This window comes from Paenibacillus sp. JL3B1040, assembly GCF_057063165.1.
Genome location: NZ_CM169317.1, coordinates 4,006,080 through 4,018,907, shown reverse-complemented (window position 1 = coordinate 4,018,907; position 12,828 = coordinate 4,006,080). Strand labels below are relative to the sequence as shown.

General features: G+C 55.6%; 10 protein-coding genes. 9 read left to right on the top strand and 1 reads right to left on the bottom strand.

Annotation, left to right across the window (positions count from 1 at the left end):
• Positions 1-11 precede the first annotated feature (11 nt).
• From ACZF99_RS18160 to ACZF99_RS18140, 5 genes are all read left to right on the top strand, one after another.
• Positions 12-1,616: a glycoside hydrolase family 3 protein gene (locus tag ACZF99_RS18160; RefSeq protein WP_483606472.1), complete on the top strand. Its 1,605-nt coding sequence runs from the start codon at positions 12-14 to the stop codon at positions 1,614-1,616.
• Between the two features lie 121 nt (positions 1,617-1,737).
• On the top strand, positions 1,738-2,001 hold the full coding sequence (locus tag ACZF99_RS18155) for a hypothetical protein (RefSeq protein ID WP_483606471.1): 264 nt from the start codon (positions 1,738-1,740) through the stop codon (positions 1,999-2,001).
• The gene (locus ACZF99_RS18150; RefSeq protein WP_483606470.1) at positions 1,965-2,768 is read left to right on the top strand and encodes a helix-turn-helix domain-containing protein; all 804 of its coding nucleotides are present in this window, start codon (positions 1,965-1,967) and stop codon (positions 2,766-2,768) included. The genes ACZF99_RS18155 and ACZF99_RS18150 overlap by 37 nt, the downstream gene beginning before the upstream one ends.
• A gap of 165 nt (positions 2,769-2,933) precedes the next feature.
• Positions 2,934-5,483 (top strand): hypothetical protein, encoded by a 2,550-nt coding sequence (locus ACZF99_RS18145; RefSeq protein ID WP_483606469.1) that lies wholly within the window; start codon positions 2,934-2,936, stop codon positions 5,481-5,483.
• A 79-nt stretch (positions 5,484-5,562) separates the two neighbouring features.
• On the top strand, positions 5,563-5,934 hold the full coding sequence (locus ACZF99_RS18140) for a DUF488 domain-containing protein (RefSeq protein WP_483606468.1): 372 nt from the start codon (positions 5,563-5,565) through the stop codon (positions 5,932-5,934).
• An 82-nt stretch (positions 5,935-6,016) separates the two neighbouring features.
• Here the strand turns inward: ACZF99_RS18140 and ACZF99_RS18135 are convergent, their stop codons facing one another.
• Positions 6,017-6,559, bottom strand: coding sequence for a flavin reductase family protein (locus ACZF99_RS18135; protein ID WP_483606467.1), 543 nt, complete (start codon positions 6,557-6,559; stop codon positions 6,017-6,019).
• A 232-nt stretch (positions 6,560-6,791) separates the two neighbouring features.
• Between ACZF99_RS18135 and ACZF99_RS18130 the strand changes: the two genes are divergently transcribed.
• The 4 genes from ACZF99_RS18130 to ACZF99_RS18115 all read left to right on the top strand — a co-directional run bounded on the left by ACZF99_RS18130 (position 6,792) and on the right by ACZF99_RS18115 (position 12,786).
• Positions 6,792-9,098, top strand: a complete 2,307-nt coding sequence (locus ACZF99_RS18130) for a helix-turn-helix domain-containing protein (protein WP_483606466.1) — start codon at positions 6,792-6,794, stop codon at positions 9,096-9,098.
• A gap of 245 nt (positions 9,099-9,343) precedes the next feature.
• Positions 9,344-10,312: an ABC transporter permease gene (locus ACZF99_RS18125; protein ID WP_483606465.1), complete on the top strand. Its 969-nt coding sequence runs from the start codon at positions 9,344-9,346 to the stop codon at positions 10,310-10,312.
• A gap of 16 nt (positions 10,313-10,328) precedes the next feature.
• The gene (locus ACZF99_RS18120; protein WP_483606464.1) at positions 10,329-11,213 is read left to right on the top strand and encodes a carbohydrate ABC transporter permease; all 885 of its coding nucleotides are present in this window, start codon (positions 10,329-10,331) and stop codon (positions 11,211-11,213) included.
• A 31-nt stretch (positions 11,214-11,244) separates the two neighbouring features.
• Positions 11,245-12,786, top strand: a complete 1,542-nt coding sequence (locus tag ACZF99_RS18115; protein ID WP_483606463.1) for an ABC transporter substrate-binding protein — start codon at positions 11,245-11,247, stop codon at positions 12,784-12,786.
• Positions 12,787-12,828: the final 42 nt, after the last annotated feature.

The window sequence follows — 12,828 nt, the reverse complement described above, 5'->3', positions numbered from 1 at the left end:
GAAGGTATCCAATGAAATTTCAGATCAGAAGCACCGCGCAGACGCGGAGAATTGTGGATTCCCTGGATTTCAGGGGTTTGCTGAATCAGGTGATATGCCCCGCCTACGTACGTATTCAGGAAGAGAACAGGGAGGAGCAGTATGGCTCCGTCTTTTTTCATCCCGCCGATCGAACGGAACTGCAGGATGCGATCAAAAGGATGCAGGACACTTATGCCATTCCGCCCTTGATCGTCAGCGACTTGGAATGCGGGCCCGGCAACATGATTCAGGGGGCGGCAAAATTTCCGTACATGATGGGATTAAGCCAGACGAATTCGCCGGAACTGGCGTACGAAACAGGTAAGATTACCGCCGAGGAAGCGGGGGATATCGGCTATAATTGGACCTTCTCGCCGGTGGCGGATTTGGCCGTCGATCCGGACAGTCCGGTCGTCAGCATGAGAAGCGCAGGCCATGATCCCGCGCATGTGATCAAGATGGTCGGCGCTTATATGAAGGGGCTGCAGGATCACGGGATGATGGCGACGATCAAGCATTTCCCGGGAGACGGTCATTCGTCCCTGGACCAGCACTTGACGACACCGGTCAATCCGCTTGCCGCGGAGGAATGGTGGGACGGTCCGGGTCGGGTGTTCCAGGCGCTGATCGATGAAGGGGCGATGGCGGTGATGCCGGGACATATCTCGCTCCCGGCCTTCGATTCGCCGGATGAGCGCGGGCTGTATCCGCCGGCAACGGTATCGAAGCGCTTGCTTGTCGATCTGCTTCGCAAGCAAATGGGGTTTGAGGGATTGATCGTCTCGGATGCCATTGAAATGGGGGGCGCGGTCGGCTTCATGAATTACTTCGACGCCTGTGCCGCCGCTCTGGAGAACGGCTGCGACGTCTTGTTGTTTCCCCGCGTGACCGACCGGTTTTACGCCGAGATGGAAATGCGGCTGAAGCAGGGGAAACTGACGATGGAGACCCTCCGCGACCGGGCATGCCGTGTGATTGCTCTCAAAGAGCAGATGGGGTTGTTTGGAAATTCCGAGGGTACGATCGCCGGGATGTCCCGAGCACGGCAACCCATCGATACAGAGAAGAACCTTCGTCTGGCGGCACGCGTTGCTCAAGACGGCATGACTCTCGTTCGGGACCGGGACGGAAAAATCCCATTTGCCATCGGTCCGAATACCCGCGTGCTGCACGTGGCGATCATGAACTATCAGGATCAATACGGCGAATTGTACAGCCGCATCAAGCAGGAGCTATCCCGGTTGACGAGCTCCGTCGATCAGTGGGTCGATCCCGGACCCGATCGGTTGTTCGAGGCAGCCTCGGGCGGCCATTACGATCTGATCCTGTGCTCGATCGGCAGCCGGCTCAGTTACGGTCTGAACGTTGTTCGGCTTCACGATGAGGTGGCCAGAAATATGATGGGAGGATGGACCAAGCTCGATACGCCGATCATTTTCGTCTCCCATTACCATCCGTTTGTCCATAAAGAATACGAGGCATCCATCGATACCATGATCAACACTTACGGGGACATCGAGTGCACCGCATATCACCTGATTCGGGCAATTACGGGTGAGCAGACGTTGAAACGCGAGTTGGTAGCGCACGATTAACCCCGCGGGAAGCAACTGCTTAATCCAAGACAAAAACCGCAACAGTGTCCCGTTCTGAGCGGTCCGGAACGTCTTTTATATTTACGGTGAAAGGCATAAACCAGTGAAGCGAGGGGACTGAATGAACAAGCAAAAAGGGTTCCAATACGATCCATCGCGCCTCATTTGGCTGATCCAGCCGAATGCAGGGGAATCCAATTTCGCGCTCCGGCCGGCGGTAAACCCTGCTCTGGAACGGATTCAGGATGCTTGCAAACGGGGATTGAACATCCCGTTATCCTTGGCCGCGGCGTCCGATCCCGTGAATTGGGAGCAGGTCGGCAGCCGGGTGGAGTCCCTAAAGTTCAGATGCTCTTGCGCAAGGGGACCGGGGAAGAAATGCTGATTACCGAGCTGGCCCCGGGGCAGGAAAATGGCCGCGGTTCCAGCCAATCCGCGATGGAGGTCGAGCGTTTACGCGCTAAGCTGAACAAACTGGATTTGCTGGAGACCGCGATGGATCATGGGCAGCCGGAGATTTTTATGGGGTTGTTTCAGGAATGGTTTGATGGCGCACAGGATTCCCTTCCCCTTGAAGGAGAACCGGAGTGGTTCAAGCTGGAATTTTTCTTTCGGCTATCGGCTTTTTTCCTGGCTTACCTCAATCAAAGGAGGCTGTGCGGCGACTTGCTCACCACATTGGACGCGGAGAAGCTGGCTCACCCCAACCGCCATGCCGATTGGCAGGAAATGCTGGGTTATTTCGGCGAGCTGGGGATCCGGATTGCTGAATACAATGGGCGCCAGCGGATGGAGAGAACCAACGATATCATCGGACGGGTCCACCAATATATCCACGAATTTCTGCATGAGGAATTGTCGCTGACCACGTTGGCCGAGCTGGTATACTTAAGCCCGCCCTATTTCTCGAGAATGTATAAGCAGAAGACGGGCAAGGGGTTACTGGAATACATCAATGAAACACGGATTAACAGAGCGAAGCTGCTGCTCAAGACCACCGATAAGAAAATTTATGAAATTGCCGCCGAGGTCGGACTCGAATCGGCCCCCTACTTCACCCGCCTGTTTCGTAAGAAGACCTTGGTTACCCCGCAGCAATATCGCGACAGCGTTAGAGCGAGAGGGGGATTTCGTCAGGCGGAAAAAGGGTGAAAATGGATAACAATCTTAAAAATGTCGAATTTATTCGTGCCGATCCAGCGATTACACTAAAGGTGTCATCCAAACTACAGGGGGCCGGAGGGAGGGAGATGAGGATCGATTCGCTTGTCAAAGGGATGTCCGTTCTTTCAAATTAGGAAAGAGGTGAACCTGAGCATGAAGTTGAAGAGAGCCTGGTTTAGCGGTGTATTCAGTTTGATTTTTGGTTTGGGGGCGCTTTCGCTGCCGCCGCTCCCCGCTTTGGCCGGTGGGAACACATCCACGGTATCCGTCGATGTGACCACGGTCGTAAATGCGGATTTTCTGGGGATCGGCGCGGAATACGATCCATTCCACTTTATGCCGGAAAGCTTGGAAAACGGTTACAATGGGCATTGGTGGGAGCTGGAGAAACGGCGCTTGGCCAAACTGAAGCCCAACGTGGTCCGCGTTTGGTACCAGATCGACTGGATGGAGCCGGTCAATGACAACCAAGATCCGCATGTCATCGACTGGGAGGGCATGCAAACGGACAGCGTCAAAATGCAGGCCGTGTACCGCGTGTTGGATGAGTTGAAATCGCAGCAAATCGACGTCAACCTGGTTGCCGGATGGAAAATGACCGAAGAGGTGCAGAGCTGGCTTGGCTTCGACGGGCTGGCTAAGCCGGAAACGAGCGCTCCGACCGATCTTGAAGAATGGGCAGAGTGGGTATCGGCGACGCTGCAGCAATTGATCGTCCACAAGGGGTACGACAACATCAAATATGTGACCAGCTATAACGAGCCCAATTTGGGCGATTTCGAGACGCCAGCGCATATCGATCAGATGGCATATTATGAAGCCATGTACCGGGCGATCCACGAGCGGCTTGTCGCAGACGGGCTGCGTTCGCAAATTAAGCTGCTCGGGCCGGACGAATCCGGCGGACTTCCTTGGATGCAGTATGCGGCGGAACAGATGAACGATATTCTGGATATCTACGAAGGACATGCCTACGGGCATAACTATACGACGTTGGCCGACTGGACGTCCGATCGGATGGCTTACGTACAGCCGACGGGAAAGCCGTTAATGATTACGGAGATCGCTGCGCCGGGGGATAAAACGACGCCTCAGAATGCCATTGAGCTTGCCGATCTGATGGTTTCCGGCATGCGCAGCGGAGTGTCGGGCATTCTGGTATGGCGGCTCGCCGACCAGTATCTGGTCGATCCGCTGAACTTCCTCGACAGCGCTGAATTCGGCACCTGGGTTTGGCCGGAGAACAGCGCGGTACCGCGCCATACTTATTATACGTTCGGTTTGTTCTCCCGCTTTACGGGCGCGCACTCCCAGGTGTTATTGACGGAGTCCGACGACCCCGATTTGCATGTCACGTCCGTGAAGCGGCCGGATGGCGAGTATTCGGTGTTCGTCGTCAACAAAAGCTCAAGCAGCAAGCAGGTATCGCTTCAGTTCTCGGAGCCGCTGCATAAACCGTTCCACCGCCATGTGTATACCGACGAGTTGCAGCCTACGGCAGGCGGACTCGTGATTCCGGGCGACCGCTCGTGGAACCCGATTTCCGTGTCGCTTGATGATTTCGATGTGCCGGCGAACAGTGTCGCGCTTTATACCACCGTACCGGAGCCGATTCAGTTGAAGATCACGCCGGCTGAAGTGTCGGCGGTGCCCGGCGCAACCATCGATTTCAACGGGGAACTGATCGGAGCTTCGGGGAAAATCAAATGGTCGGTCGTCGGGAGTCCCGCCTACGGAACGATCGATGCGCAAGGGAGATATACGGCGCCGACGACACTGCCGCCGATGTCCCAGGCGCTTGTTCGGGCACAAAGGGCAGGTAGTCCGGACGATTATGATCTGGCGGTCATCCGGTTTGAAGTCATGGGCTTGTCTGCCTTGGGCGACGACGGAACCATCGAGTTAAACTGGTCGCCAGCGGAAGGGGCAACGGGATACCATGTGCGGAGGAGCACGACGCCGGCCGGCCCTTACGTAACGATTGCCGGTCAGGTCACCGACACCACATACACGGATACTGCCGTATCCAACGGAGTGTCGTATTACTATACGGTTTCTGCCATCGGCTCATCGGGTGAAGGGCTCGCCTCCAAGCCGGTCGAAGCGATGCCGACATCCAACACCTTGCAGGACGACTTCGATGACGGCGTTATTGATTTGAACCACTGGTCTGTCATTGATCGCGGGTTGAGATCCAGCCAGCCTACCGATATTACGGCAACAGAGGCAGAGGGCGTGTTAACCTTCGAGGGGACGACTGGCGTCAATTATTGGTCCGGCAAAGCGCTCGAAAGCGTCCAGCCCTTCCATGCTTCGGCATCGAAACCGTTAGTCGTTGAAGTGGAACGGGTTTCATTGGAGGGCAACGGTACGGGGCTAAGGAGCGGTTTGTGGCTGTATGTCAGCCCTAGCGAATACCTGCGTTTCAGTCAGAATAAGGATACCGGCGTATGGGCGTACAATTTGAACGGCGGCAGCGATACGCTGGTGTACGCGAATAATGACGGCGGGACCCATACGATGAAGCTGGTTCATAACGGGACGGAAATCCAGATTTACGTGGACGATGTGATGTACTCCAGCGTGCCGGTAACCTGGAGCTCGAATATGCGCGTCGTACTGTCGGCGGAAGCCAGGGCGAGCGGGGACAGCATCCGCGTACAGTTCGACCGATTATCGGTCAACGCGTCTGAACCGGAGTAAGGCGGGGGTTGTTTGCTTTTTCCTTCGGCATGGTATGATAGGGACAACGAAGGAATGATGATGAAGGAGTTGCCGTCGGATGTCACTAGATATTGCAAACCCCATCCGCGTGAAACGGATCTACGAACCCGCGGCTCCCGAGGACGGGTACCGCATTTTGGTCGACCGTTTGTGGCCGCGCGGGATGACCAAAACGGATGCGGCGATCGACGAATGGATGAAGGCGATCGCCCCGAGCCCGGAGCTGCGCAAGGAATTCGCCCACCGCATGGAACGGTATGCGGATTTCAGCGCCGGCTATCTCCGGGAATTGAACGCCAGCCCGGAGTGCGCCGTGCTGGCCGACCGCATCCGCGAGCTCGCGCGGGAACGCCCGGTCACCTTGCTGTACGCCGCCAAGGACCCGGTGCATAATCACGCGAACGTGCTTTTTCGTTGGCTGATGGAGTGAATGATAAAAAAGCTGCTTCCTCGCTTTAGCGACGAAGCAGCTTTTTTCGCGTGAGGAAATTTGTGCCCAGCCCCCGCCGCTGTCAGCTCTCCCGCAAATACCGGAACCCCTTGTTAACCCCGTCCCCCGCGTAGATTATCGAATTGAGCTTGTCGATCTGCAGGCGTCCCTCCGCGTTCAAATAATCTTTGGCCACGGATCGGCTCACGATTTTACCTACAATGTTGGTTACGCCCGGGAATTGCTCGCTTTCCACGACGTGGGCGACCCGGCAGGCGATCGAGATCGGGCACTCCCGCACGGCGGGGGCATGGACCTGCTCCGAGGCTTCCGGCGTCAGGCCGGCCGCGGCGAATTTGCTGCCCTCCGCGCCGGAACGCGAACCGCAGTAGTTGACCGACTCTTGCAGAGAACGGTCCGGCACGTTCACCACGAAGTCGGCTCCCGCTTTGAGGTGCTGCGCGGCAAAGCCCTTACTGTTGAAGCCCAAGACAACCATGTCCTTGAGCGAATAAGAGGATGAAGTCGGCGTCACATGCGCGACCCCGTTTTCATCGTAGAAGCTGATCAGAATCACCGGGAAACCATAGTACATTTTTTCGTAATTGACCGCGATTTTCTCCAAGTTAACTCCTCCTGAATCCATGATATTTGTCGCTGGCTTCTCTCTTTCGAAGGATAACGCTGCTGCCCGTATGGCGAGGTGATTGCGGTCACAATTGGCGAATCGGGCGGCAAGGGGAGGATTGACAATGAAAAAAGCGAACGATATAGTAAGGGCACCCGATACAAGGCGTCCTCCCGATGCCGTAATGGAAAACGTCTGAACTCGAAACTTAAGCAGGGAGTGAGAACCGATGAATGTGCTGCAAATGCTCCGGTCGCGCAAATATTTGCAGCGGATCATGCTCAGTTTTATGCCCGTCGTCGCCATGCTTGCCATTGCCTCCCTCGTCCTGAACTCCGTCGCGCGCGATAAGGTGCTCAGCCTGCAAAACGACGCCGACCGCAAATTGCTCACCCAACTCAACTACAATATCGAGAACATGAACGGAATCGTCAAGGATTTGGCGGTTTCGCTGTATAACGATGAAGAGATGATCGCGCTGAAATCCGGCGGGGACTATAAACAGAGCATCTTGAAAATCGAACGGTTGAACAAAACGGTGGCGACCTCTCCTTATCTGCACGCTATCGTATTTTATAACGGGAAGCAGGGACGTTTTTTCTCGTCGTTGAACCACGGCATGGATAACGGGCAGCTGTATGACGCCTTGGAGAACGTTATGGCTTCCGGCAGCGAGCTGCCGAAGATGCAGTTGCTTCCGCTTGATCTGGACAAAAGGAACGAGGGGATCGACGTATTCGCTTTTTTCGTATATGACGGGCTTACGTTAGGTTCCGTCAACGACGATGTGTTGATCTTGACGGTGAAGCCCGGTTGGATGCTGGATAACCTGAAAGCGCTTAATCGGGTGGTCGACCGGGAAAATGATATGCTGTTCGTGACCGACGGCGATGGCCGGCTGCTGATGTCCAACGATCGCTCGCTTCCCGCAGGGCTCGACACGAAGGAGATTCTCCGGCGCATCGCCGGTTCGGAGCATTCGCTGGACTCGTTCATCTACGCGCACGAAGGAAGCAAATTCAAGGTCACCTATTTGAGCAAGGCTTTGAACAACTGGCAAATCATCAGCCTGCAGGATTACGACGACGTGCTGGGCAGCGTTCGGCAGATGAGGTGGACGGAAATCGCGGTCACGCTGTCCGTGGCGCTTCTTGCCGTGCTGCTGTCGGTGTTCTTTGCGCTGCGGCTATACAAACCGGTCGGCCATCTGCTGACGCTGGTGCCGCAGGGGGGCGGCGGCGCATCGCCGGCGCAGGATGAGTTGTCGCTGATTGCGGACAACCTGACGGAAATGCTCGGCAAGCTCAAAGGGCTGGAGCAGGAACGGGCGTCGCAATGGAATATCGCCAAGCTTTACCATTTGCGAAGCTTGATCGGCCTCAGCGAAAGCGTAGACGAACCGTCGTTTTTGCGGATCAGGGAGCAGTATGGGATCGATGTGGCCTATCCGTCGCCGCTTCGGCTGGCGCTCGTACAAATCGACGACGCCCAGCGACTGGCCCGGGAGCAGGGCCCTCAGGCGGAATCGCTGCTCTATTTCGCCGTCGCCAATATCGGCCAGGAGCTGCTGCGCCGCAGCGGAACCTGCGAGACCGCCGATATGAAAAGCGGCCATCTCGTCTTTATCGTCGGCGGGCCGCAAGAAACGCTGGAGAAGCTGGGGCAGAGCTTCGAGGAGCTGCAAGGAACCATTCTCCGTTATTACCGGATCACCTTTACCGTAACGCTTAGCGAGGTGTTTCAGGATTACCGCCGGATTACGGAGCATTACAACCTTGCGGTGCGGCACTCGAACTACCGGATGATTTTCGGCAAAGGCGCCGTGCTTGAACCGGATCGGCTCCGTGCCAATGAGATGAACGATTCGTTCCGTATTCCGCCGGAGTTGGAACGCAGCTTGACGGAAGGGTTGAAGAGCGGGAATCAGGAGGGGACGGAGCAAGCGATCCGAAGCTGGCGGGAACGGGTCGGTTCCTTCAGCTTCGAAAATATGTATTCCGGACTGCTTCACTTGGCGGTCACGCTAAGCAATACGCTCGGCGAATTGAACCAACATAACGCGAACCCGGTTACGGTCAACCTCCAGGCCATAAATCGGCGTATCCTCGAGAAAGAAACGCTGGACGAAATCGAAGCCGTGCTCATGGAGGTGGTGCGCGAAGTGTTCGAGCAGCGCCGGAACGGGCGCGCCAACAAAAACCGGCTGCTTGCCGACACCGTAAAGGAAATCATCGACAAGCATTATGCCGATCCCGATCTCAACGTGCAGCGGATCGCCGATATGCTGAAGCTGAGCTCCGTTCATCTGGGCCAGGTGTACAAAGCGGAGGAAGGCCTGTCGGTCGTTGACCGGATTAACGAAGTCCGCCTTGCCCAAGCTCGGCTGTATTTGGAGCAGCAGCAGTTGACCGTGGCGGAAATCATGGAGAAGGTCGGCTTCGGCAACGAAAGCTATTTCTACCGGCTGTTCAAGCGTCGTTACGGGGCAACGCCGAAGGAATACCGCCTCAAAGCGGCGATCGACCGCAGTACGTAAAATTGCCTCCCCAATCCATCTTCACTTTGAACCCGCAGCGGAGTTTGCCGTTAGCGGGTTTTTGCCGTTCGCTCAGGCGGGAGAGCCGCTCGGTACAGTAATCCGAAATTGTTACAGCCCGCCCGTACAGCAATCCTGAAATTGTACAGTAACGAACAAGCCCCGGTCTGCGCTATCGTTAGACGTGCAAAGCCTGATCGCAGGCCAGCCGCAAAGCGCAAGGAACATAAGGAAGGAGCTTGGCTATGTTGAAAAATGTTTCATGGGCGGGCGACGCGGAAACGCGCAGGGAAAAATCGAAAATCCGGAAAGAACTTCATCATTTCCGGAATAACCGGGAGCTGTTTCTGTTGTCGCTGCCGGGCATTCTGTACAAATTGATATTCGCCTATATTCCGATGGTCGGCCTGATTATCGCCTTTAAAAATTACAGGTACGATCTCGGCATGTTCGGCAGCAAATGGGTAGGCCTGGATAATTTCCGCTATCTGTTCTCCACCGATGCGGCCTGGCGGATTACGCGCAATACGGTGCTGTACAACGCCGCCTACATCGTGACCACGGCGGCTGCGGCGCTGCTGCTGGCGATTCTGCTGAACGAAGTCAAGGCGAAATGGAGCAAATATTACCAGACGGCCTTGTTTCTGCCCTACTTTTTATCCTGGGTGCTGGTGGGTTACGTGGCTTACGCGTTTTTAAATCACTCGGACGGATTCATCAATCGCACCTTGCAGGCTTTTGGTATGGATCCGGTCAGCTGGTATCAGAATGCCGCGCCATGGCCGGTAATCCTGATTCTGGTCCAGCTATGGAAAGCGATCGGGTTCAATACGCTGATCTATTTTGCCGGTATCATCGGCATCAACAGCGAGTACTACGAGGCGGCGCGGATCGACGGGGCGACGAAACGGCAAATGGCCATGAAAATCACCGTTCCGCTGCTGGCTCCGCTCGTCATCATCATGTTGATCTTATCCATCGGCAACATGTTCCGCGGGGATTTCGGACTGCATTATTTCATTCCGAACAATTCCGGATTTCTCTACGGCTCCACGGACGTGATCGACACTTATGTGTACCGGGCGCTGCGCGAGATCGGCAACGTGAGTATGTCCGCGGCGACAGGGTTTTATCAATCGGTGGTCGGGTTCATTCTGGTGCTGCTTGCGAACGGCGTCGTGCGCAAAATCAATCCGGATCATTCGCTGTGGTAAGGAGGAGGAACCGGCGATGCCTAAAAAATTCGAGATCTCCAAGATATGGCTCAATCTGTTGTTCATCGTCCTGTCCATCGTCGTCGTACTGCCGTTTCTGCTCGTAGTGGCGGTGTCGTTAACGGATGAAAAGACGATTACCAAGAACGGGTACCAATTTATTCCCGAATCGTTCAGCTTGGATGCGTACCGCTATCTGCTGGACGCTCCCGATATTTTGCTGCGGGCTTACGGGGTAACGATCACGGTCACCGTAATCGGAGCGTTGACCGGGCTGCTGCTGACCGCGATGACCGCCTACGTCATTTCCCGGCCGGATTACCGTTATAACCGGATCACGACGTTTTACGTGTTTTTTACGATGCTGTTCAGCGGGGGTCTCGTGCCTTCCTACATCCTGATGACGCAATACCTGCATCTGAAAGACAGCTTGCTGGCGCTTATCCTGCCGGTGCTGCTGTCGCCGTTCAACATCATGGTCATGAAAGGGTTTATGTCGAAAATCCCGCTCGAGATCATCGAATCGGCCAAAATCGACGGGGCGCGGGAACTGCGCATCTTCTTCCGGATCATCCTTCCGCTGTCCACGCCGGCGCTGGCCACGTTGGGCCTGCTGATCTCGTTCACTTACTGGAACGAATGGTTCAACGGGATGCTGTACATCGACGATCCGAACAAAGTGCCGCTTCAATTGCTGCTGGTACGGACGCTAAACAGCATCGAGTTCCTCACCTCCAATTCCGAGTTTACGCAACAGCTCGGCATCGATCTGGCGAGCTTTCCGAACAATTCGGCGCGGATGGCGATCGCCGTGCTGGCGGGCGGACCGATGCTGGTGATCTTTCCGTTCTTCCAGCGATTTTTCGTGAAAGGGCTTACGGTTGGCTCCCTCAAGGGTTAACATAAAACAAATATGTACAGGAGGTCACACAATGAAAAAACGATGGTTAGGAATGTTAGCGCTGATCTTGTTGGCCGCGTCCGTGTTTGCCGGCTGCGGCGGCAGCGGCAACGGTGCCAACGGAGCGAATGGCGCAAACGGCGCGGACAACAGCGCCGGAACCCCTGCGCCGGAAACGGGAAGCGCAGACGAGCTTGAGCCGGTTACGCTGACCTGGTATTACCCGCTGTCGCAGCTGCAGCCCGATCAGGATCAGGTGCAGGAGGCGGTAAACCAAATCGTGAAGGAAAAGCTGAACGCCACCGTCAAGCTGGTTCCCATCGCCATCGGCGATTACGTGCAGAAGATGAACACCGTGCTCGCGGCCGGCGAGAAGTTCGACATTCTGTGGACCGGCTACATGCTGAAGCCGGAGGAACTGGTGCGCAAAGGCGCGCTCCAGCCGATCGACGAGCTGCTGGACAAATACGCTCCCGAATTGAAAGCGGATGTCCCGCAGGTGATGTGGGACGGCCTGACCGTCGACGGGAAAATCTACGGCATTCCGAACCAGCAGATCAACGGCAACCGTTACGGTTATATCGTGCAGAAGCGGTTCGCCGACAAATACGGGCTGGATCCGGCCTCCATCAAAAAAGTGGAAGACATCGAACCCTTCCTGGCCCAAATCAAGGAAAACGAACCGGATATCATCCCGTTCGGCAATTTCGGCAACTACTTCGACTTCATTCCGCAGGTTCATGACGACGAGTATTGGGGCGTTCCCGGCGTCGACAACCATTTTTACATCAAGACGAACGATCCTACCTATACACTGCAGCGGTATCCCGAAGCGGAGCTGGACAATTACCGACTCGTCAGCAAATGGTATAAGCAAGGTTATATTTACAAGGATGCGGCAACGGCCAAATTCGAAGACTTCCAGTCCAAAGGGCAGATCGCGGTGCAATTCGACGTGACGCTGAAGCCGGGCGTGGAAGCCGAAGTAAAGGCGAAAAACGGCGGCAACGAGGTGGTCACCGTTCCGCTCAGCAACTGGTACACCAACGGTTACTCGGCAGCCACCAACCAATCGATCAGCCGGACATCGCCAAATCCGGAACGGGCCATGATGCTGCTGAACCTGGTCAACACCGACAAGGAGCTCTACAACCTGCTATGCAACGGCTTGGAAGGCACGCATTACGAGAAGCTCACCGGCGAATACATTAAGGCGCTGCCGGATTCCCGCTATAAACCCAATATGGACTGGGTTTTTGGCAGCGTATTCAATTCCTATCTGAAGGAAGGGCAGCCGGAGAACGTGTGGGAAGAGACGAAGAAAATCAATGCGGAAGCCGAGGTCAATCCCATTGGCGCGTTCAAATTCAATTCCGAGCCGGTCAATACGGAGATCGCGAATCTGAACGCCGTGTGGGGCGAGTATAAAAGAGGGATTCTGACCGGTACGCTGGATTTCGATGAAACCTGGCCCGTCCTGCACGGTAAGCTGAAGGAAGCGGGCGAAGACAAATACGTGGAGGAGGTGACGCGCCAGTTCGAAGCCTTCCTGAAGGAACAGGGTTTGAAGTAATCTGAATCGCCGGCTCTACCGGCACTTGGAGCGGATAAAGGG

What these genes read in the sequence shown, in the direction of transcription:
- ACZF99_RS18160 (WP_483606472.1), top strand. Translation starts at nt 12, where the DNA reads ATGAAATTTCAGATCAGAAGCACCGCGCAGACGCGGAGAATTGTGGAT.
- ACZF99_RS18150 (WP_483606470.1), top strand. Translation starts at nt 1,965, where the DNA reads ATGCTCTTGCGCAAGGGGACCGGGGAAGAAATGCTGATTACCGAGCTG.
- ACZF99_RS18140 (WP_483606468.1), top strand. Translation starts at nt 5,563, where the DNA reads ATGTCACTAGATATTGCAAACCCCATCCGCGTGAAACGGATCTACGAA.
- ACZF99_RS18145 (WP_483606469.1), top strand. Translation starts at nt 2,934, where the DNA reads ATGAAGTTGAAGAGAGCCTGGTTTAGCGGTGTATTCAGTTTGATTTTT.
- ACZF99_RS18155 (WP_483606471.1), top strand. Translation starts at nt 1,738, where the DNA reads ATGAACAAGCAAAAAGGGTTCCAATACGATCCATCGCGCCTCATTTGG.
- ACZF99_RS18115 (WP_483606463.1), top strand. Translation starts at nt 11,245, where the DNA reads ATGAAAAAACGATGGTTAGGAATGTTAGCGCTGATCTTGTTGGCCGCG.
- ACZF99_RS18130 (WP_483606466.1), top strand. Translation starts at nt 6,792, where the DNA reads ATGAATGTGCTGCAAATGCTCCGGTCGCGCAAATATTTGCAGCGGATC.
- ACZF99_RS18125 (WP_483606465.1), top strand. Translation starts at nt 9,344, where the DNA reads ATGTTGAAAAATGTTTCATGGGCGGGCGACGCGGAAACGCGCAGGGAA.
- ACZF99_RS18120 (WP_483606464.1), top strand. Translation starts at nt 10,329, where the DNA reads ATGCCTAAAAAATTCGAGATCTCCAAGATATGGCTCAATCTGTTGTTC.